Source organism: Acidovorax sp. Root402 (assembly GCF_001425125.1).
GTDB classification, from domain to species: Bacteria; Pseudomonadota; Gammaproteobacteria; order Burkholderiales; family Burkholderiaceae_C; genus Acidovorax; species Acidovorax delafieldii.
Map to the genome: position 1 here is coordinate 100,995 of NZ_LMDQ01000014.1, position 20,416 is coordinate 121,410.

The 20,416-nt window shown below is 65.6% G+C and carries 19 protein-coding genes; 3 read left to right on the plus strand and 16 right to left on the minus strand.

All coding sequences use genetic code 11. The features are described from left to right. Positions 1-11: 11 nt before the first annotated feature. The 6 genes from ASC83_RS11700 to ASC83_RS11725 form a co-directional block, all read right to left on the minus strand. Positions 12-1,430: an ABC transporter ATP-binding protein gene (locus ASC83_RS11700; RefSeq protein WP_056062441.1), complete on the minus strand. Its 1,419-nt coding sequence runs from the start codon at positions 1,428-1,430 to the stop codon at positions 12-14. Next, positions 1,427-2,269: an ABC transporter permease gene (locus ASC83_RS11705; RefSeq protein ID WP_056062444.1), complete on the minus strand. Its 843-nt coding sequence runs from the start codon at positions 2,267-2,269 to the stop codon at positions 1,427-1,429. The genes ASC83_RS11700 and ASC83_RS11705 overlap by 4 nt, the downstream gene beginning before the upstream one ends. Beyond that, on the minus strand, positions 2,266-3,234 hold the full coding sequence (locus ASC83_RS11710; RefSeq protein WP_056062446.1) for an ABC transporter permease: 969 nt from the start codon (positions 3,232-3,234) through the stop codon (positions 2,266-2,268). Before ASC83_RS11710 ends, ASC83_RS11705 begins: the two co-directional genes overlap by 4 nt. Beyond that, the gene (locus ASC83_RS11715; RefSeq protein ID WP_056064972.1) at positions 3,231-4,844 is read right to left on the minus strand and encodes an ABC transporter substrate-binding protein; all 1,614 of its coding nucleotides are present in this window, start codon (positions 4,842-4,844) and stop codon (positions 3,231-3,233) included. The genes ASC83_RS11710 and ASC83_RS11715 overlap by 4 nt, the downstream gene beginning before the upstream one ends. An 18-nt stretch (positions 4,845-4,862) precedes the next feature. Then, on the minus strand, positions 4,863-6,974 hold the full coding sequence (locus tag ASC83_RS11720) for a TonB-dependent siderophore receptor (RefSeq protein ID WP_056062448.1): 2,112 nt from the start codon (positions 6,972-6,974) through the stop codon (positions 4,863-4,865). Positions 6,975-7,221: 247 nt separating this feature from the next. After that, the gene (locus ASC83_RS11725; protein WP_056062451.1) at positions 7,222-7,614 is read right to left on the minus strand and encodes a hypothetical protein; all 393 of its coding nucleotides are present in this window, start codon (positions 7,612-7,614) and stop codon (positions 7,222-7,224) included. 269 nt (positions 7,615-7,883) lie between these two features. On the opposite strand from ASC83_RS11725, the gene ASC83_RS11730 reads away from it, so the two are divergent. Both ASC83_RS11730 and ASC83_RS11735 read left to right on the plus strand, forming a co-directional pair. Continuing rightward, entirely contained in the window at positions 7,884-8,732 is an 849-nt protein-coding gene (locus tag ASC83_RS11730) for a hypothetical protein (RefSeq protein ID WP_056062454.1), read from the plus strand. Beyond that, on the plus strand, positions 8,729-9,178 hold the full coding sequence (locus ASC83_RS11735) for a hypothetical protein (RefSeq protein ID WP_056062455.1): 450 nt from the start codon (positions 8,729-8,731) through the stop codon (positions 9,176-9,178). Before ASC83_RS11730 ends, ASC83_RS11735 begins: the two co-directional genes overlap by 4 nt. Positions 9,179-9,314: 136 nt before the next feature. On the opposite strand, the gene mmsB is transcribed toward ASC83_RS11735, so the two are convergent. From mmsB to ASC83_RS11765, 6 genes are all read right to left on the minus strand, one after another. After that, the gene (mmsB, locus tag ASC83_RS11740; RefSeq protein ID WP_255356919.1) at positions 9,315-10,217 is read right to left on the minus strand and encodes a 3-hydroxyisobutyrate dehydrogenase; all 903 of its coding nucleotides are present in this window, start codon (positions 10,215-10,217) and stop codon (positions 9,315-9,317) included. A 100-nt stretch (positions 10,218-10,317) separates the two neighbouring features. After that, positions 10,318-10,719, minus strand: a complete 402-nt coding sequence (locus ASC83_RS11745; RefSeq protein ID WP_056062463.1) for a DUF488 domain-containing protein — start codon at positions 10,717-10,719, stop codon at positions 10,318-10,320. A 37-nt stretch (positions 10,720-10,756) separates the two neighbouring features. After that, a complete protein-coding gene (locus tag ASC83_RS11750; protein WP_056062467.1) occupies positions 10,757-11,260 on the minus strand; it encodes a TfoX/Sxy family protein in 504 nt (167 codons plus the stop codon). Between the two features lie 63 nt (positions 11,261-11,323). Then, the gene (locus tag ASC83_RS11755) at positions 11,324-12,490 is read right to left on the minus strand and encodes an acyl-CoA dehydrogenase family protein (protein WP_056062469.1); all 1,167 of its coding nucleotides are present in this window, start codon (positions 12,488-12,490) and stop codon (positions 11,324-11,326) included. A 45-nt stretch (positions 12,491-12,535) separates the two neighbouring features. Continuing rightward, entirely contained in the window at positions 12,536-12,952 is a 417-nt protein-coding gene (locus ASC83_RS11760; RefSeq protein WP_056062471.1) for a lysozyme inhibitor LprI family protein, read from the minus strand. A 151-nt stretch (positions 12,953-13,103) separates the two neighbouring features. Next, a complete protein-coding gene (locus ASC83_RS11765) occupies positions 13,104-14,627 on the minus strand; it encodes a CoA-acylating methylmalonate-semialdehyde dehydrogenase (RefSeq protein WP_056062474.1) in 1,524 nt (507 codons plus the stop codon). Between the two features lie 194 nt (positions 14,628-14,821). Between ASC83_RS11765 and ASC83_RS11770 the strand changes: the two genes are divergently transcribed. Continuing rightward, entirely contained in the window at positions 14,822-15,724 is a 903-nt protein-coding gene (locus tag ASC83_RS11770; RefSeq protein ID WP_056062476.1) for a LysR family transcriptional regulator, read from the plus strand. 167 nt (positions 15,725-15,891) lie between these two features. Here the strand turns inward: ASC83_RS11770 and ASC83_RS11775 are convergent, their stop codons facing one another. The 4 genes from ASC83_RS11775 to ASC83_RS11790 form a co-directional block, all read right to left on the minus strand. Then, entirely contained in the window at positions 15,892-17,151 is a 1,260-nt protein-coding gene (locus ASC83_RS11775) for an SEL1-like repeat protein (RefSeq protein ID WP_056062479.1), read from the minus strand. A gap of 35 nt (positions 17,152-17,186) precedes the next feature. Beyond that, positions 17,187-18,899: a DUF4384 domain-containing protein gene (locus ASC83_RS11780; protein WP_056062482.1), complete on the minus strand. Its 1,713-nt coding sequence runs from the start codon at positions 18,897-18,899 to the stop codon at positions 17,187-17,189. Between the two features lie 115 nt (positions 18,900-19,014). After that, entirely contained in the window at positions 19,015-19,443 is a 429-nt protein-coding gene (locus tag ASC83_RS11785; protein ID WP_056062486.1) for a hypothetical protein, read from the minus strand. Between the two features lie 151 nt (positions 19,444-19,594). Further along, positions 19,595-20,068: a hypothetical protein gene (locus ASC83_RS11790; RefSeq protein WP_056062488.1), complete on the minus strand. Its 474-nt coding sequence runs from the start codon at positions 20,066-20,068 to the stop codon at positions 19,595-19,597. Positions 20,069-20,416: the final 348 nt, after the last annotated feature.

Below are 20,416 nucleotides of genomic sequence, written 5' to 3' on the forward strand. Positions count from 1 at the left end.
CTGGTCATCTGTTAAGGCGATTCGCGCATATGCAGCGTGTGCGTTGCAACGACATTTGCCAGCGCCTCATCATGGGTGACCAACACTAAAGCAGCCCCGGATTCGTGTACGGCATCTAGCAGTACCTGTATAGCCTCTTGCTGCGTGATCGGGTCCAGGCGCGAGGTCGGCTCATCGGCAAACAGCAGCGCCGGTTGCGCCACCAGCACGCGCGCCAGCGCAATGCGCTGCAGCTCGCCGCCCGACACCTGGTCGGGCCTGCGCACCAGCATGTCCTCGGGCACGCGCAGTTGGGCCAGGCGCTGCTGCACCGCCTTCCAGTCGCAGCGGTGCAGGCGGGCGGCATCGCGCAGCGACTGGGCCAGGCTGATGTGCGGCGCAAACGAGCCCACCGGGTCCTGGTACAGCTTTTGGAACGCATGCGGGCGCAGCCGGGCGCTGCGCTCCACACGGCCCGTGTCGGGCGCCACCAGGCCCAGCAGCACATTGCCCAGTGTGCTTTTGCCGGTGCCGCTGGGGCCTTGCACGGCGATGCGTTCGCCGCTGCGCAATTCCAGGTCCAGCGGTGCAAACAGCTTCTGCGCACCATAGGCTTTGGAGATACCGCGCGCCTGCACGACGGGCTCGCCCAGCGTGGGCTCGGCAAACGGCAGCCAGTGGGCCGGGTCGGCCTGCAGCAGCTGGCGGGTAAAGGCGTGCTGCGGCGCGGCGGTCACGGTGTGGATATCGCCTTGCTCCACCGCCTGCCCGTGGCGCAGCACGATCACCTGGCCGCCCAGCGCCTGCGCCACCTGCATGTCGTGGGTGATGGTGAGCAGGCAGCCGCCTGCCTGCAGCACCCCCCGGAACAACTCCACCATGCGGCCGCGCCAATGCGCGTCCAGGCCCTTGGTGGGCTCGTCCACCATCAGCACCGGCGCGCCTCCGGCCAGGGTGATGGCGGCCACCGCGCGCTGGGCCATGCCGCCCGACAGTTGCCAGGGGTAGTGGCTGCCTGCACCGCCCAGGCCCGCAGCGCTCAGCACCTGTTCGGCCTGCGCGCTGGCGGCGCTGGGGGGCTGCTGGTGCAGCAGGCGGTACACCTCGGCCAGCTGCGGTGCCACGCGGGCCAGGGGGTTGAGTGCCAGCGAGGGCTCCTGCGGCAGCAGCGCCAGCTTGCGGCCCCACAAGGCGCGGCGCGCGGCGGCGTCCTGGGCGCGGGTGCTGGTGCCATCCAGCGTGATCTGGCCTGTGGCCTGCAGCGCAGGCGGCAGGTTGCCCATGATGGCCTGGGCTAGCAGCGACTTGCCTGCGCCGCTTTCGCCCACCAGCGTGAGCGCCTCGCCCGGCCGCAGGCTGAAGCCGATGTCGCGCAGCAGCCGCTTGCCGCCCACCTGGATGCCCAGGCCCTCCACGACCAGCAGGGCGTCGGATTTCAAAGGCGTGGTCATGCGGTCTCCCGGTCGGGGTTGAGCAGCATCATCGCGGCCACTAGCCACACCAGCAGGGCGGTGGGGGCGGCAATGAGCCACGGGGCTTCTTCGTAGTAGGGCATGGCCTCTGTCATCATCAGTCCCAGCTCGGGCGTGGGTGGCTGCATGCCCACACCCACAAAACCCAGCGCGGCCAGCGCCAGCACGGCTTGCGATGTGGTGAAGGCCAGCAGCGTGCCCAGCGTGGGTGCCAGCGCGGGCAGCAGGTGGCGGCGCAGCACATAGCCGCGTCCAAAACCCAGCAGGCGCGATGCCTGCACCGCATCGCCCGCCAGCACGGGCCGGGCCACCGCACGGCTCACGCGGAAGTACTCCACCCACAGCGCCGCCGACAGGCCCGCATACAGCGCCCACAGTGCACCGGGCGCCAGGGCTGCCACCAGCAGCACCAGCAGCAGGCCGGGGATGGCGAGCACCGAGTCCGACAGCATGAGCAGCGCCCGCTCGGTGCGCCCACCGCGCCATGCGGCGACGATGCCCAGCAGCGTGCCGGGCACGGCGGCGCTCACGGCCGCCAGCAGCGCCATGCCCAGCGACAGCTGCGCGGCATGCGCCAGCCGCGCCAGCGCTGAGCGGCCCAGCACATCGGTGCCCAGCCAGTGCTGGGCGCTGGGGGGCGCCAGGATGTTGCGCAGGTCCTGCACCACCGGGCTGGCACCCACTAGCCAGGGGCCGAGCAGGGCAAACAGCGCCAGCAGGCCGAGCATGGTCAGGCCCAGCATGGTGCGCAGCGGCCAGCGAGGCTGGGCCACCAAGCCGCCAACTGGTGAGGAAAGAGTGGAAGGCACAGCACTCATGCAGCTACCTTCTGGGTATGCCGAGGGTCCAGCGCCAGGCACGCCGCATCCACCAGCAGGTTGAACACTACAAACAGCACACCCATGCACAGGGCCGTGCCTTGCACCACCGGGATGTCGCGCCCGAACACGGCGTGCACCAGCGCGTGGCCAATGCCGGGCCAGGCAAACAGCGTCTCCACCACCAGCGCACCCTCCACCAGAAACAGCGCCTGCACGCCCAGGTAGGCCGTCACCGGCACGGCGGCATTGCGCAGGCCGTGGCGCAGCAGCGCCTGCCAGTCGCTCAGGCCCTTGGTGCGCGCAAATTCAAAGAAAGGCGACACCACCACCTCCAGCATTGCAGCGCGGGTCACACGCGCCAGCCCGGCAGCCAGGCCCAGCCCCAGCGTGAGCGCAGGCAGCACCAGGCTGGCCTGGCTCTCGTCACCGCCCGCAGGCAAAAAGCCCCACTGCACCGCCACCAGCAGGATGAGCAGCACCGACAGCAAAAACGGCGGCAGCGCGCGCAGCACCACGGCCATCAGCCAGCTGGCCTTGTCCACCCAGCCCTGGGGGCGCAGCCCGGCCCACACGCCCAGCGGCACACCCACGGCAAAGGCAATGGCCAGCGCGGCGGCAGACAGGCGCAGCGTGGCGCTCAGGTGGTGCGCCACCTCATGCCACACCGATCGCTGCGACACCAGCGACTGGCCCAGGTTGAACGTGGCCATGTCGCGCCACCAGTGCAGCAGCGCCAGCCAGCCGGGGCGGTCCAGCCCCAGCTCTGCGCGCACCGCGTCGGCGGCAGCGTTGCTCACCAGGTCATAGCCATAGCGGCCCGCCGCCACGCGCATGGCCAGGTCGCCCGGCAGGGCGCGCACCATCAAGAAGCACAGCGTGCCGATCAGCAGGGACACGGCGAGCACCTGCACCAGCCTGCGGCCGAGCAGGGCGGCCCAGGGTGTTGAAATCAAAGGGTTCATGGGTTGGTCCACTCAATGCCGGTCAGGCGGTAAGAACGCTCCAGCGGGTCCAGCGTGACGCCCGCCAGCCGGGGGGCCACGGCCACATGCTGGCGGTACCACGCCACGGGGATCACGGGCAGCTCGGTTTGCAGGGTTTGCGTGATGGATTGCCGCAGCGCCCGCGTGCGCTCGGGCGGCGCCTGGGTGCGCGTCAGCTCTTGCAGGGCCTGCACCACGGTGTCGCTGTGCCAGCCCATGGCGCCCCAGTCGCCGCCCTGGGCGGCAAAGTCGCCCGCCAGCGTGCCTGCGGGGTCGGGCACGTTGGCGTAGTTGCGCGCAGCCAGCGCCAGTTGCAGGCTGCCGTCGCGGTGGCCCCGGGGCACGTCGCCCGAGTTGCCAATGCTCACCTTCACTGCCATGCCCGCCAGCCGCCATTGCTCCTGCAAGGCGGTGGCAATCAGCGGCAGCTCGGGCCGGTCCACAAAGGTGCGGATCACCAGGTGCAGCGGCTGGCCCTCGGCATCGCGCAGGCCGTCGCTGTGGCGCTGCCAGCCAGCGGCCCCCAGCAGGCGCGCGGCGGCTTCGGGGTCGTGCTGCAGCGGGGGCAGGTGCGGGTTGTGCCACGCGCCCAGCGTGGGCGGCAGTAGCTGCGTAGCCGCCAGCGCCTCGTCGCCCATCAGCGCCAGGGCAATGCCCGCACGGTCGATGGCCAGGCTCAGCGCCTGGCGCACGCGCACATCGCGCAGCGCAGGCAGGCCCGCGTTGAGCTTGACGATGACGGTGCGCGGCAGCGTGACCGACGCAATGCGCACCGCTGTGCGGCGTGCCAGCGCCGGGTTCTGCGCATGGCGCCGCAGCCGCCGCAGGCTGGCCGGGTCCAGCCCATAGGCCAGATCGGCCTGGCCGCTCTCGGCCATCAGCGCGCGGGTTTCGGCACGGCTGGCGGCCAGGTAGCGCACGGCGGCAATGGCGGGGCGCGGGCCGTCATAGGCGTCAAACACCACAGCCTCCACCTGCTGCGGCGGCACCAGCACCGCAATGCGGTAGGGCCCGCTGCCGATGATGCTGCGAACCTTGCCGTCGGCCCCATAGCTGGCCGGGGCCAGCACCATGGTGCTGGAATGCGCCAGCAGCGCGGGCAGGGCGGTGTGGGGGCGTTGCAGGCGGATGAGCACCGTGCCCTCGTCGGGCGCGGTGATGGACTCGATGGGCGCCTGGCTCAGCAGTGCGGGCGCCACCTGCGCGGCCTGCAGGCTGCGCACCACGGCGGCGGCAGTCACAGGTGTGCCGTCATGAAAACGCGCCCCGCGCCGCAGCTCAAAGTGCCACACCAGCCCATCCGCCGATCGGCGCCAGAGCCGCGCCAGCGCGGGCCGTGGCTGGCCTTCGTCTGCAGCGTCCAGCAGGGTTTCGGTGACCTGCAGGCGCGTGAACACATAGCCACTGCTGGCGGGCGCCAGGCCGCTGATCTCCCACGGGCCGACGATTTGCAGCGGTGCGGGGGCGGAAGCGGGTGGTGTGCCCTGTGCCCAGGCCGCGGGCAGGGCGCCCGCCGCCAGCGCGGCCATGGGGGCCTGCAAGGCTCGGCGCCGGGTCAGGGGTTTGAGGGCGGAGGAGAGTGTTGTCATGCAGGTCACCGGCACCACTCAGAACTTGGCTTGCAGGCCAAGGGTGACGGTACGCGCGGCCCCCGGCGCCACCCACACGCGGCTGTACGAGCTGGTGTAGTGCACCTTGTCAAACACGTTGTCCACGTCCAACGACAGGTTCAGCGTGGGGCTCAGGCGCCAGTACGCCATCAGCTTGGCCGTGGTGTAGCTGGGCAGTTCAAACGCAGCCGTGCCCGCATTCGCCTCGGCCTGCGTGCGGGCCTGGCCCAGGCGTTTGCCCATGTGCGTCACGCCACCGCCTACGCCATAGCGCTGGCCGTTGGCCAACTGGTTTTCGTACACCGCCAGCACGCTGCCGTTCACGCGCGGCACGTTCAGCAGGCGGCCACCCACCTCCAGCGTTTTGTCGCGGGTCACCTCCACGTCGTTGACAACCAGGCTGGCGTTCACGCGCCAGTGGGTGCTCAGGCGGCCCGCCAGGTCCAGCTCCAGGCCCCGGCTGCGCACTTCGCCTGCAGCGGCGGAGAAGCCCGCGTTCAGCGGGTCGCTGGTCAGCACATTGCGCTTGGTGATGTCAAACAGCGCCGCCGTGGCGCCCAGGCGCTGGTCGGCGCTCTCCCACTTGGCGCCCAGCTCCAGCGCGCGGGATTTTTCGGGGTCAAAGCCATTGCCCGCCACATTGCTGCCCGTGTTGGGGCGGAAGGAACTGCCCGCATTGGCATACACCGTCCACCCCGGAGTGGGCAGCCAGCTCACGCCCAGGCGTGGCGATACGGCCGAGGGGCTTTGCGCCGTGGTGCGGTTGGTGATGCGGTTTTGCAGGCTCTGGTCGTAGTTGTCGGCCCGCAGCCCGGCCATCACGCGCCACTGCTCGCCCAGCTTGAGGGTGTCTTGCACATACAGCGCGGTGTTGCGCTGCTTCTCCAGCGTGTCGGTGTTGCGCCCCGGCGTGGGCTGCGCCTGGCCGTACACGGGGTTGAAGATGTCGATGGCGTACGGCGCGGCAGCGCTGGGGTTCACGCGCAGCATCACCGAATCCATGCTGAACCGGTAGCTCTCCACCCCCACTAGCAGCTCATGCTCCAGCTCGCCCGTGCGCAGGTTGCCTTGCAGTTCAGCCTGCATTGCCACGTCGTCCGACTGGAAGTCGCGATACCGCCGCTGGCGCGTCAGCGTGCGGCCATTGGCCTGCAGCGCGGTGGCTTCGGTCGAGAAGCCTTCCATCCCCGTCTCGCGGTACGACAGCCCCACGCGGCTGCGCCAGTCGGGGTTCCACTCGTGCGACAGCACCAGTTGGTGTGTCTGGTTGGTCACCGTCACATCGCCATCGGCAGGCTCGCCCAAAAAGCGGCTGGCGGGCACCGCGCCCAGGCGGTTGTTGACCGCCACCACGCCCCGGTCCAGCGGCGTGGCGTGACGCAGAAATTCGGCCGTGTACTCCAGCACCGTGTCGGGCGACAGCTTCCAGGTGAAGGCCGGGGCCACCACCTGCCGCTGCGCGCGCACATGGTCGCGAAAGCTGCCCTTGTCTTCCACAGCCACATTCAGGCGGTAGGCCAGCCGGTCGTTGATGGGGCCGGTGGTGTCCAGCGCCGCACGGCCCAGGCCGTAGCTGCCCGCGTAGGCCTCTACCGAATGTGCGGCCTTCCACAGCGGCTTCTTGCTCACGATGTTGAGCGTGCCGCCGGGCTCGCTGCTTCCATACAAGGCCGCCGCTGGGCCCTTGAGGAACTCCACCCGCTCCACCCCCGCCAGATCGCGCGGCGCGTTGAAGCCCCGGTTGGACGAAAACCCATTGAGCAAGGTCGCCATGCCCGTGTTCTCGTTGCCCGGCAGGCCCCGGATGGCGATGTTGTCCCACAGCCCGCCAAAGTTGTTCTGGCGCGAGACCCCGCCCACATAGTCCAGCACATCATCCAGCCGCGTGGCGCCCAGGTCGTCCAGCGTCTGGCGCGACATCACGCGCACGGATTGCGGCAGCTCGCGCAGCGGCAGGCTGGTCTTGGCGCCTTCGGCCTCGTCGGCGTAGTAGGTGCCCGAGGCACTGCGGCCCACCACGTCCACGGCAGACAGGGTGGGTGGGGTGACCACATCGCCGTCTGCGGCCCAGGCGGGGTGCAGGGATGCCAGAAACGCGGCAGCCGCCATGGCCGTCAAGGTGGGGCGTGGCAGGGGCGCAGGGCGTGAAGAAGAAACAGAAGCAGAGGAAGAACGCATGGCAAACCAGTCCAAAAGCGGTGTGTGCAAAAGCCAGGAGCAACGCGGCTCACACCCGCCAGGGAGTTGGCAGGCGCACATGGCCGCGTGCCCACACCCACCCACGGGGGTGAATGCAAGGGCGAAAACGAGAAGGGGATGCGCTGGAAAGCGCAGGCTGGCTGGGGTCTGACGCGTGTCAGGCCCGCTGGGCTGGCGGAGGATCGCGTGCAGCAAACGGCCAGCGCACCTGCTGGGCCGTCAAGGGGTCTGCGCTTTGCGGCGCGATGGCGCCGGGTTCTGCGGGTGAGTGCGGCAGTCGCGCCGGTGCATGCGCCAGCCCCGCCTCCAGCGCGTGGGTCAGGCACCAGGCGCAGGTGGTGTGTGTCTCTTCACTGTGCTCGTCGCTGGCTGCGGAGCTGGTTGCCGCGTAGGCATCCACATTGCCTGCGGTTGCCGAAGCTGCTGCGCTGCGCACCAGCTCCTGAATGTGCCGCGCCTCGTGCAAGGGCGCGCCCGCCAGGGCGTTGAACAACGCCACCAGCAGAAGCACGATGTGGAAAGGCAGGGCGGGGATGGTGCGGCGCAGCATGAGGGGATGCGAATCATACTCAAGTGCGGGGGGTGGCGCGGGGAAGCGCCGATGCGCCGGTTACGCACTTTGGCAGGCCATAGTCTGCCGGGTTAAAGTTGCCGGGTTTAACGGAATTTTTATCCCTGGATTTTTGAACAAATCTATGGCTGCAAAAAATAGGCCCGGAGCCGCATCCAAGAGGACTCAATGTCCAGAATATCCGCACGGTCCAGTTTATTGCGCAAGGTTTGCGGTATACATCACGTTAGCCCTCAGAAAGCCATCGCATGCGTCGTCCAATCGCCCGGTTTCATCTGTACCGCTATCAGTTGCTCCCCGTTGATCGGCACTTTCAAGGCGATCTCTACGGCGCATCGACGATTGACGATTTGCTCGCTCAAAAGAACAGAATCTTCTCGAATGCGCTTGCCGCACCCAGTGCCTTTGACGGAAGTCGAACGCAAACAGCGACACAGAAGCTGGCGGAATCTGACGAGTTTCTTCTCTACCGAATCGCGGCGAATCGTTCGCTTCAACATGAGACCCGAGACTTTCAAACTGAGGTCATAGACAACTGGCCGAAGATCCTTCTGGTCATTTGGAATGCGCCGGACAAACAACTGATCGCAGTCCAGCACAGAATCAACGCGTTCAAGGATACAGAGTCGGTCGTGAAGCTCGTATTCGATTCAATCGAACCGATCCTTTCAAAGAACCAGCTGACGGCCATTTGGGAACCTCTCTTCGAAAAGAAAGTGTTCTGGGACCTGATTGACAAGAATATGGGCAAGATTCAGGAGATCGACTTCGAGTTGGTCACGCCAAATATGGCGAACATCTCTGCCGTGTTGCCAGAGAATTTGCGACAGTTCGCAAAGCGAACAAACGCTGTAAAGAGCCACGTCGCCATCACATCCGACGGAGCTTCAGCGCTAAAGATTGAGCGCAACGATCCTGTAGTAAATGCGCTCGTGGACTACAGCAGTGAGGGCGGCGGTGACATAGCTATCCGGCTTGCAGGAATAAAGAAGAAGATTCACACCTCGCGCACTGTTCGAGAGGTCTCTATCGACGAAGCAGTTCTTCAAGGAACGCCGGAAAACGTCGCCTCAATTCTTCGGGAGCTACTCAAGTGATCGCCCAGATCGCGAAGACATCGCTGCTCTCGCTCGGTGCGGGCTTCATGTGCCAGCTGGCCCAGGACTGGCTTGCGAGCCAGTACTTCAACGAGTTCTTGCGCGCAAATCTCATCAATATCTTGATCGCCCTTTTGGCCGTCAACTCGGCGACTATGGGGATCGTTCTCACTAAGATCCGTGAACTCATAGAGAAGCATGGTCACGGGGATGCGTTTCAACAAACAAGAGAACAGTTCCTTCTGTCTGTCAAAGAGCAAGTTGCTCTTATAGGCGTGGCAATCGTTTTGCTAACAGTCTCACAGTCCAAGTACCTCAAAGACATTCCGAACGTTGGAATGTTCTTTGGCTCAGCCATCGCTGCCGTTTTCGTCTATTCCATGACCATCCTTTACGACACAGCAAAGGGTGTTTTGATCATCATTGACTACAAGCCCGAGAACTGATGGCTAACCCTTCCACTCTGGAACCGAAGAGCGATGGGAAGTGAATCTCGCCGGGTTTTGAGGAGTCTTTTCCACTCCGGTAAGCCCAATAAAAAACGCCAGCAGACGCTGGCGTTTTTCTTTGACGGAAGAGCGATTACCCCTTTTGAACCATCTTAATAATGCTGGAAAAATCCAGCGCCCCATGCCCCGCCAGGCTGTGCGCCGCATACAGATTGCGCGCCATGCCCCCCAGCGGCGTGGCTGCCTTCACCGCCATCGCGTTCTCCTGCGCCAGGCCCAGGTCCTTCAGCATCAAGTCCGTGCCAAAACCGCCCGCGTAGCCTTTGCTGGCGGGCGCGGTTTCCATCACGCCGGGGAAGGGGTTGTACTTCTCCAGCGCCCAGTTGCCGCCCGAGCTGCGGCGCATGATTTCGCTCAGCACCTTGGGGTCCAGGCCGTTGGCTACGCCCAGGGCAATGGCTTCGCTGGTGCCCGCCATCAGGATGCCCAGCAGCATGTTGTTGCAGATCTTGGCCGTCTGGCCTGCGCCCACGCTGCCTGCGTGGAAGATGTTGGCGCCCATTTTTTCGAGCACGGGGCGGGCGCGTTCCAGATCGGCGGCGTCGCCGCCCACCATGAAGGTGAGGGTGCCTGCAATGGCACCGCCGGTGCCGCCCGACACGGGGGCGTCGATAAAGGCCACGCCCTTGGCCTTGGCGGCTTCGGCCACCTTGCGAGAGGTGGCGGCGGCGATGGTGGAGCAGTCGATGATCAGCGTGCCCGCAGGCAACTGGGCCAGCAACTCGCCCGCGCCCAAAAAGAGGCCTTCCACATGCTGGCTGGCGGGCAGCATGCTGATGACGACTTCGGCGCCTGCGACTGCCGCCTTGGCGTCGGTGGCGATGGGCACGCCGTCTGCAGCCAGCTTGTCGCGCGCGGGTTGGGAGAGGTCGAACGCGCGCACTTCGTGGCCTGCCTTGTGCAGGTTGTGTGCCATGGGGCCGCCCATGTTGCCGAGGCCGATGAATGCGATTTTCATGGTGTGTTGCTCCTGGATGTCGTTGTGATGGTGAAAGGGAATGGGTACGGGTTTAGTATGAATTTGATAGCTATAAAGGCTTATCCATAGCGCGGTAACGGCCTAAAAAGCTTGAAATCTAGGGGCTGATGTCTGCCCCACGACTTGCCAGCTCGGCGCGCAGCACCGACCGGTGGCAGCGGGCTTCGTCCTCGCAGTAGCAGCCCAGCGACATGGCGCTGTGGTGCGACAGCGCGGCCAACAAATCGAGCGTGCGGCTGGCCTCGGGCTGGGCCAGTTCTTTGCGGAACTGTTTGGCGAAGGCCTCCCACGCCTTGTCGCCTTCTTGGCCGGTGGGCACCTGCTGGCCCTGGGCCATGAGGTCGGCGCTGGGGGAGAGCAGGGGGTACCACACGTCGTAGTAGTCGCGGCTGGCGAACTCGGCCTTGGGCACGCCACGCGGCGGGCGGCGCACTGTGCCGATGCGGGTACCTTCCCCGGCGGCGCGCGGGGTGCCAAGGCGGACGATGCGAAGGGGCATGGTGATGGGCTCCGGGGTGGGCGATGGAAAGGGCGGGTCAGTCGTCGGCTTCGAAGATGCTGTGCTTCTTGGCGGTCGGCTTTTTGGAGAGGGGATTTGTAGCTTTGGCAGCGGCACCTTTTGGACGCGCGCCTGTTGCTGTGACTTTCTTCGGCGTGGCGGGCTGGGCTTTGGCGATGCCCATTTTTTTCTTGGGCGGTGCAGCCTTGGCGTGCGGGTTGTAGGCCAGCGCTTCGTCAATCCAGAAGCTCCACTGCGTCCGGGTAGAAAACCCATTGGGCTCCACCCAGAAATAGCCCTTCATCCCCCCGCCCGGTGAGAGTTCGCGCGTGTTCTGCATTTCCTGCAGCTCGCCGTGCCGCTCCGGCGGCAAGCGCACCAGCAGCTCCTCGCCCTTGACGGCGATGCACATCTTGCCGTCCACGAAGAAGGCGTGCGTTCCAAACAGGGCGCGTTCTTCCACGTCACTGCGGTGGGCGAGCGCCGTGCGCACGGCGTCAATCAGGTGCAGGGTTTCGTCAGACAGCGGACGGGCGGGCATGGTGAGAGCTAAAAATGCCGGTAGCGCTAGTGCAATATGCCTGGGTAGCTATGAATGTTGTAGCTACCGGATGGCCTCGGTGGCATCTCCATCCAGCATGCGCCGCGCAATGATCACCCGCATGATTTCATTGGTGCCTTCCAGGATCTGGTGCACGCGGGCATCGCGCAGCAGGCGCTCCAGCGGGTATTCGCGGATGTAGCCGTAGCCGCCGTGCAACTGCAGGGCGTCGTTGATGACGGTGAAGCCTGCGTCGGTGGCAAAACGTTTGGCCATGGCGCAGTAGGTCGATGCATCGCGGGCCCCCGCGTCGAGCTTGCTGGCCGCCAGGCGCACCATCTGGCGCGCGGCCACCAGCTCGGTGGCCATGTCGGCCAGCTTGAACTGCAGGGCCTGGAAGCTGGCGATGGGTTTGCCGAACTGCTTGCGGTCTTGCATGTATTGCTGGGCTGCGTTGAGCGCGCCTTGCGCGGCGCCCACCGAGCAGGTGGCGATGTTGATGCGGCCTCCGTCCAGGCCCTTCATCGCGATCTTGAAGCCTTCGCCCTCGCGGCCCAGCAGGTGGTCGTCGGGGATGCGCACGTTGTCAAAGCTGATGGTGCGCGTGGGCTGGCTGTTCCAGCCCATCTTCTGTTCCTTCTTGCCGTAGCTGATGCCGGGCGCATCGGCGGGCACGGCAAAGGCGCTGATGCCGCTGGCGCCGGATTGCGCATCGCCGGTGCGGGCCATGAGCACCAGCACGTCGGTGCTGCCTGCGCCGCTGATGAAGGCCTTGGCGCCGTTGATGACGTATTCGTTGCCCACCAGCTCGGCGCGGGTCTTGAGCGAGGCGGCGTCGGAGCCTGCGCCGGGCTCGGTGAGGCAGTAGCTGGCGAGCTTTTCACCGGTGGTGAGCAGCGGGCCCCAATGGTCGCGCACGGCAGGCGTGGCCCAGGTGCCCAGCATCCAGGTGGCCATGTTGTGGATGGTGATGAAGGCGGTGGTGCTGGGGTCAATGGCGGCCATTTCCTCGAACACCAGCGTGGCGTCCAGGCGGGGCAGGGCGAGGCCGCCGGCGGCTTCGGGCGCATACAGGCCACAAAAGCCCAGCTCGCCCGCCTTGGCGATGGCTTCTTTGGGGAAGATGCCTTCCTCGTCCCAGTGCGCGGCGTTGGGTGCGAACTCAGCTTGTGCAAAGTCGCGGGCCGTCTGGGCAAAGGCGCGTTGTTCTTCGGTGAGTTCAAAGTCCATGGTGTTCTGTCTCGTCGTCAGTTCTTGTTGTTCTGGGGGCCTTGCTCAGGGCTTGGCGGACGGGTGGTCCAGCGTGAGCCAGCGCATCAGGCCCTTGCGGCGCGCCTGGGTTTCGGCCGTCAGGCACTCGTGGTACAGGCGCGGCCATTGGGGCTGCGATTCGTTGCTGCGCTGGGCCTGCTTGCAGCGCGTGGTGCGCTCGCGCTGCCAGGCCGTATGCTCTTGCCGAAGCTGGGGCCGCTCGTGCGCCGACAGGGCGCGCATCACGTCGCCGTAGAGGATGGCGATCTCGGTGTCTGCCGCCTGGAAGACTTGCACGGCGCAGGCGTTGGTTTCTTCCACGGTGCCACCGGGTTTGCAGGCTGAACCGGCCTGCGCGTGGGCGTCGGCACCCATCAGCATCGCGCAAGCAGCACCGAAGACCATGGCCCATCCCCGCATCGTTGTCAGATCAATTTGCATGCCCCGCTTTTACCACCGCGCGCAGTCGTTGAAACTGGTGCGGCCCAGGCCAGTGCCACCGTGCAAGGGCCGCCCCGCCGCACGGGTGGCGTCCCCCTTCCCGCGCAAAGCGCGAGAGAAGGGGGAAGGCGCGCAGCGCCTCAGCGGGATGTCACTTCAAGCTAATCGTCGTGTTCACACCATGCGAGATGGTGCTGTCGTCAAACCAGCGTGCTGTCACGGTCTTGGTCTGCGTGTAGAACAACACGACCTGCTTGCCGTAGGGGCCCAGGTCGCCCAGCTTGGAAGCGCGCGAACCCGAGAACGAGAACAGCGGCACGGGCACAGGGATTGGCACGTTGATGCCGACCTGGCCCACGTCGATCTCTTCCTGGAACTTGCGGGCTGCCGCACCCGACTGGGTGAAGATGGCAGTGCCGTTGCCGTTGGGGTTGTCGTTGATGAAGGCAATGGCTTCATCGATGTCTGCCGCAGCCGACAGGCACAGCACGGGGCCAAAGATTTCCTGGTCGTAGATGCTCATGCCGGGCTTGACGCCGCTGAACACCGTGGGGCCTACAAAGTTGCCCTTTTCGTAGCCAGCCACCACGGGGTTGCGGCCGTCCAGCTCCAGCGTGGCGCCGTCGGCAATGCCGCGCTCGATCAGGCCCTGCACACGGTCCTTGGCGGCGCAGGACACCACGGGGCCCACGTCCGTGCCTTTTTCCACACCGGCGCTCACCTTCAGGGTCTTGGCCTTGGCAACCAGCTCGGGGATCCACTTTTGCGCCTCGCCCACCAGCACCACCACCGACAGCGCCATGCAGCGCTGGCCAGCGGCGCCAAAGGCAGCACCGGCCAGGGCGTTCAGGGTCTGTTCCTTGTTGGCGTCAGGCATCACGATGGCGTGGTTCTTGGCGCCCATCATGCATTGCACGCGCTTGCCGTTGAGGCTGGCGCGGTTGTAGACATGGGTGCCCACCTTGGTGGAGCCCACGAAGCTGATTGCCTTGATGTCCTTGTGGTCGCAGATCGCGTTCACAGCGGCTTCGCCACCGTGGATCACGTTGAGCACGCCAGGGGGGATGCCCGCTTCGAGCGCCAGCTCCACCAGGCGCATGGTCACCATGGGGTCTTGCTCGGAGGGCTTGAGCACGAAGGTGTTGCCCGTGGCAATGGCCATGGGGAACATCCACAGCGGGATCATGGCGGGGAAGTTGAAGGGGGTGATGCCTGCGCACACGCCCAGCGGCTGCAGCAGGGTGTAGGTGTCCACGCCGCCAGCCACGTTGTTGGCCAGCTCACCCAGTTGCAGGTTGCCAATGCTGGCAGCGTGCTCGACCACTTCCAACCCACGGAACACATCACCTTCGGCGTCGGGCAGGGTCTTGCCTTGCTCTGCCGTGAGGATGGCGGCCAGCTCGGCCATGTTTTCGCGGATGAGCTGCTGGTACTTGAGGAAGATGCGGGCGCGGGTGCCGATGGGGGTCTTCTTCCAGGTCTTGAACGCTTCCTTGGCCGAGGCCACTGCGGCATTGATTTCATCGGCCGTGGCAAACGGCACGCGGGCCAGCACTTCTTGCGTGGCGGGGTTCACCACATCACGCCACTCGGTGGACTTGGATTCGACGAATTTGCCGCCGATCAACAGTTTGACGGTGGGGGCCAGCACGGCCGTGGAAGTGGGTGCGTTCATGGGTTTGTCTCCTGGAAAAAACGGGCAAAGGTGCGGGCAGGGTGCCCGGAACTTCGCCATCCTAGCTGTGCAGAATTGTCTGCACAATAGACAATGGTGCGCACGAGGTTTGCAAAAATGCACATCGCTGCTTTTACCTCCGACCTTTGCGCATCCTTGTTTGCGTAATTGCTCACTGATTCAAGGACTACCCCGTGGACTGGGACAACCTGCGCTACTTTCTGGAGCTGGCCCGCGCTGGCACGTTGGTGGGGGCCGCGCGCCGCCTGGCCGTAGACCACACCACGGTGGCGCGCCGCCTGCAGGCGCTCGAAAAGCAGGTGGGCTCCGCCCTGTTTGCGCGCGAGGCGGGCGGCCACCGGCTGACCGAGGCCGGGCGCGCACTGCTGCCCCAGGTCGAGGCCATGGAAGCCGCCTTTCTGGCGGTGGAAAACGCCGCCCCCGGCGTGCGCCAAGGCCTACATGGCCTGGTGCGCATTGGAACCACCGAGGGCTTTGGCAACCTGATCCTGGCGCCCCAGTTGGCCCGGTTTGCGCTGGACCACCCCGGTCTGGTGGTGGACCTTCTGGCCCTGCCGCGCCTGGTGCACCTGTCGCGCCGCGAGGCCGACATCGTCATCTCGCTGGAGCGCCCGGCGCGCGGCGCGGTGGTGGTCGTGAAGCTCACCGACTACGTGCTGCAACTGTATGGAGCGCGCAGCTACCTGCAGCGCCATGCCCCCATCCACACGCCAGACGACCTGCGGGGCCACACCTTCATCAGCTACGTGGACGACCTGCTGTTTAGCAAGGAGCTGCAGATCCTGGACGAGCTGCACCGCCCCGCGCATTTCGCACTGCGCAGCACGAGCATCCTGGCCCAGTACGAAGCCGCCCGCGTGGGGGCGGGGCTGGCTGTGCTGCCCGCCTTTGTGGCAGCGCAAGACCCATCGCTGGTGCCTGTGCTGCCGGGGGTGGCACGCTTTCAGCGCACCTTTTGGATGTCCATGCCCGGTGACAACAAGCACGTGGCCCGCATGCAGGCCACGTGGGCGTTTTTGCGGGAGGCGGTGGCGGCTCAGCAGGGGTTGTTGTTGCCTGCGGTGATTGCTACTTAATTGATAGCTGATAAGTCAATTTCGACTAGCACTACAGCCCGTTGGATTCCATTTCCTGATTTTTGGGGGCGCTACCTGTGCGGCTGGAGTCCATGGCTCAGGACACGTTTCGAGGGCGCTCGTGTCGGGGCGGGTATTGGGTGTTTGTCCCCAGCTTTTGGGCCGACCTATCGACGCAACACTTGCCCCGGCGTCCGCCACTGCAGCGGTACCAGGTCATACAGCGGGCTGGGCTCGCGCTGCCAGCCGCTGGTGGGTGCAGCGTTGGTCATGCCGGTGGGCGAGCTGTTGGTGCCGATGTGGAGGCCTGCGAGCTGCTGCATCCACGCGACGTCGATGGCGCCGCCTTGCAAGGGTCTGGAGAAGATCAGCTCCAGCATCTTGCGGCCCTGTGGGTCGCCGCTGCTGGCTGCTACCTGGTACAGGCGCACGGCCTCGGTGTAGTTGGCAGGTACGCCGTCGCCGCGGTGGTACCGCTGGGCCTCCGCGTACCAATCTGCAGCGCTGTAGCGGGCTGATCGGGTGCGGGCGTTGGGACCGCTCTGGATGCGGCGGGCCAGAAGGCGGGCGTTGGCAGCGGCGGCCTCGGATTTTGCAGACGCTGATTGAAACTGGACCATCGCCTGTTCGAGATCGCCACTGGCGATGAACTCCAGCCCCAGTTCGTTGCCGGCCTGCGCGTTGCCGGCGCGCACGGCTTGCGTCAACAGTTTTTGAAGCGATGGGCTGGTCGTCGCTGGGGCCGCTGAGCCGGGATATCGGTCAGGTGAGGGCAAACGGGGCTCGGCTAATGGAGCCAATGCCTTGGCCGCATGCCATTCGAGGTATTTGGCAAGCCCTGGATCGGCACGGCCCACCAGCGCAATCCAGTGCATGGCGGTTGAAGGATTGGGTGCTGCCACGCAGCCGCTGAGCTGGCACCACGCAAGGCCTGCAGGAGCCAGGGGGTGGCTGAGCATTTGCGCTCGCTCAAACCAGTGCTGCGCCTGCGCCGGGTCAGCGGGCATGGCCAGGCCATGCAGCGCCAGCAATCCCAACAGCCACGCCGCATCGGCAGGCGTCAGGTCGCCCGTTGATCGCGTCGTAGGGGCAGGGGGGGGGCGCGGCTTGCGCGTCGGCACCCCATCGCGTTGCGCGGCGCTGCGAAGTTTTTGCAACATCTTCTCCTGCATGGGGTCGTCAGACCCGGGCACTTGGGGGGAAGCGGCGTTCAGGCTGGCGCGATCGATGTCGGTGATTTCCGCGGGCGTGGGAAGCGCCCGCACCGATCCCTGCGCAGGAGCAGCAGTCACCACCGCCATTACCAGGCACGCTGCACCCGAGGCCTGCGCCACTGCGCCATGGATGGCGCGCCATATGCCCTGCGGTGCGTGTACCCCACCAAGGGTGGAATACGTGCGCGCCGTGGTCGCCGGGGTGGTGGTCATCGCGTTCGCCTGCGCAGTGCTTTTCCGACGGTGTTTCACTTGCGCGGGGCGGGTTGTGCAGGCGCACTAGCGGCGGCGGGCAGGGCCCGGCGTGGAATGACTTGCCAGTACACGGCATTGCCGGTGTAGCCATCGGTACCCCAGGCGGTGGCGAAGGCTTCGTTCAAGCGCTCCAGCGCCCGGTAGTTCGGGATGGGCTTGAGCGGCGGTCCGCGCAGCGCCTCGGGCAAACGGGGCGTGCTGTCCTCGTCGGTGGCAAAGCAGGCCACACCTTCGGTGCCGGGGCTGGCTGCGTCCATGATGAAGCCGGGGTTGGGGCTCATCCAGTCGGGGATGCGTATGGCCTGGTTGGCAGACACCCAGCCGGTGGTGTTGGCCTGGTTGGGCAGCAGGCGGATGACTGTGCCGGTGGCATCGGCCAGAAAACACTGCAGGTAGGAGGCGCGCGACACGGTGGCCGACAGGAAGACCTGTTCCCCCACCTCGAATGCGGTGCGCTCCAGCAACACGTTCTCGATCTGCAGATCGATGCTGCGCGCAGGCGGTGGGTCTCCGTACTTGGCCGCCCCCGGATTGCTGCTCACCACATGGATTGCAGTATTGGGAGTGGCAGGACTGGCGGCGATGTGCGGCACAGGCTCTGCGTGCGTGCTAGCCCAGCCAATGCGGGCCAGGGTGCCGTCTGCGGACAGCCCGACAAAGTGGCGCAGCGCCCGTTCGTAGGTCGCAAAGTCCACCACGCCCGTCACCACCATACCGTTGTCCGCCTGAAAGCGCGCCAGGGCTTTGCGCAGCGCCGGGTCGTTGTCCGGCAGGGGTTGCGCGACGGGGGCAAGGTAGCCCCGGCTGACCAGCGAGCGTGTGATGAGCTGGGTGCGCACGGCGGGCGAGCCTTCGTCAAACCAGTCGCGCAGCTGCCGCTGAAAGTCCGGGTGGTTTTGCTCCAGCGTCAGGCATTGCCAGTAAGGCACCCGGGCCCATTTGCCAATGAGTTCGATGGTGGCCAGGTCCACCAGTGTGCGCACTGCACTGCCTGAGCCCTGGGTGTAGTCACGCCCCACGTTGAACTGAACGCCATAAGTGCCGATGCGCCCGGCCAGGTCCACGCCCTGTCCGCCGTTGCCAATGATGACTTCGTTGGCGGAGTCCAGTCCGGGAATCAGAGTGCGGGTGCGAAAGTCGCCCAGGTGCATCTCCAGGCCGATGATGGTGGCGTTGCGGCTCTGGCTGTAGCCCATGTCGATGCGGGGGCCGGAGAGCCCGGTGTCGAACCGGTTGTTGATCACGTTCTGGTCCACGAACGAGATGGCACCCGACAGGTACAGCGCGGGCCGCTGCAGCTGCATCTGGTTGTTGTTGAGCAGGATGGTGGTGAGGTTCTGCACCGTGTCCTGGCGCGCGATGTCCACCTCGTAGTCCACAAAGCGGAAGGCATTGCTCAGGCGCGACATCTGCGACAGGGCCGTGATCACCATGTCCTTGGTGGCCACGGTGACGCGGGTGGAGTAGTCGGGAATCTGCTTGCTCGTGATCAGTGTGGTGGGCAGCTGTGCATCGCGCAGCATGTGGTCCATGCACATCAGCGAGTCGGAGAAGCTGGAGATGGAGCGTGTGGGTCGCACCACGGGGCGGTCGGTGATGGAAGCCAGGCTCTGAAAGGCCTGGTCCTTGCGCGGATCCCTGGGCGTGGCACAGCCAGCCAGTCCCAGTCCGACGACAAGCCAAAGCGCTCCATGGATCGCGCGCATCACAGGGTGTGGGGAGCGTGGGCGCTGGGGGCGAGAGCATGCAGGCATGGCGGGGCTCGGCGGGGTGGGCGGCATGTTCTCTCTCCTGGCGGCCGGGCGTATGGCGCCTGGCCTGTTATTTGCAGATATTGACGAGATCGCCGCGCAGCACCACCACCTGCGGCGCCTGGTTGGGACCGTACTTGGCCGATCCCGTGGTGTTGGCAGACACGGTGTTGCTGCCCACCTCCTGGACGCAGGTCTTTTGCATGCCCTGTGCATTGGCAGTGGTGACCACGTCGTTGTTGGTCAGCACGCCAGTGGTGTCGTCTGAGAAAGCCTTGGCTTCGTAGCGGGCGATGCGGGCGCGTAGCCACGATGGCATGGTGTTGCTGCCGTCCAGTCCCGTCGAGGCTGCCACTGGCCCTGTGGGCTGCATCTGGACCGAGAGCTTCTTGGTCAGGATGACCGGGTCTTCCCCGGGGGCCTGCGCCCACGCGGGGCCTGGCAGCAGGCCGCAGACCGTGAGCAACGCTGCGCATGGCGCCAGAAAACGTGTGTTCATGGAACACCTCCTATGGTGAGAATGAGGGGCCCACCCGCGCTGCTGTTTGCAGCCTTGCCGGTGTGCCCCTGGCACGAACTCATCCGGGCACTGATGTGCTGCCGGAATCAGACCCTCGCAGGTCTATTCACCAGCCGAGCTGGTGCCGATCTCAGTAGGGCCAGCCGGCGGGCTTGGTGGGCTGGCAGGTGAAGCAGGCGTTGTTGGAGGCGATGTTTTGCACCGCCTTGCTGTTGCTGCCGCTGGAGAGGTTATTGACCGACGAGTTGATCATCGAGGTGAATTGGCTGGAGTTGCCAATGATGGTGACTTCGCCCACGTTGGATGACAGGTTCTGGCTGGCGTAGGCTTCGCTGCCGCTGGCGGTGTTGGTCAGATTGCCGCCAAAGCCCGTTACCGTCTGGGTCGAATTGCCACTGATGGTGACGTTGCCGGTGTTGGAGGCCAGGTTCTGGAAAGCTTCGCTCTTCGAGCCCGTCGAGTTGTTGTTGACGGACACCGACGTCAGGGATACCGACTGCGTGGAATTGCCGGTGATGGTGATGTCCGGAGTGGAAGGGACCGGACCGGTGGCCATGGCGGCGGAGGCGATGACGCTGAGCGTGATGAAAGCAAGGGTTTTCATGACAGATCCTTCAAGGATGACTTCTACACTGGCTGCAACCGCAGCGAACCTGCGGTGCAGAGGGGGTTGGACGGCGCTTTCAGGCCTGGTTTTTTGAGAACCGGTGGCCGTTAGGCGCTGTCGGAGTTCAGTGTGCGAGCCGATGCGATTCGTGCGAATACGCCGGGCGGGCTACCTCATACAGCGGAGCGGTTCAACCCTTGGACCCGCGCAAAGCCTTTGCCAGCGCGGCTTGGCCGCCCGCACCACATGAGATCGGCCGAACAAAGTCAGGTAGTAACCAATTGCTACTTGGGCAACATTGCCAAATATATTTGGACCTTGAAATTTATTTGGCGCACTGTGTGC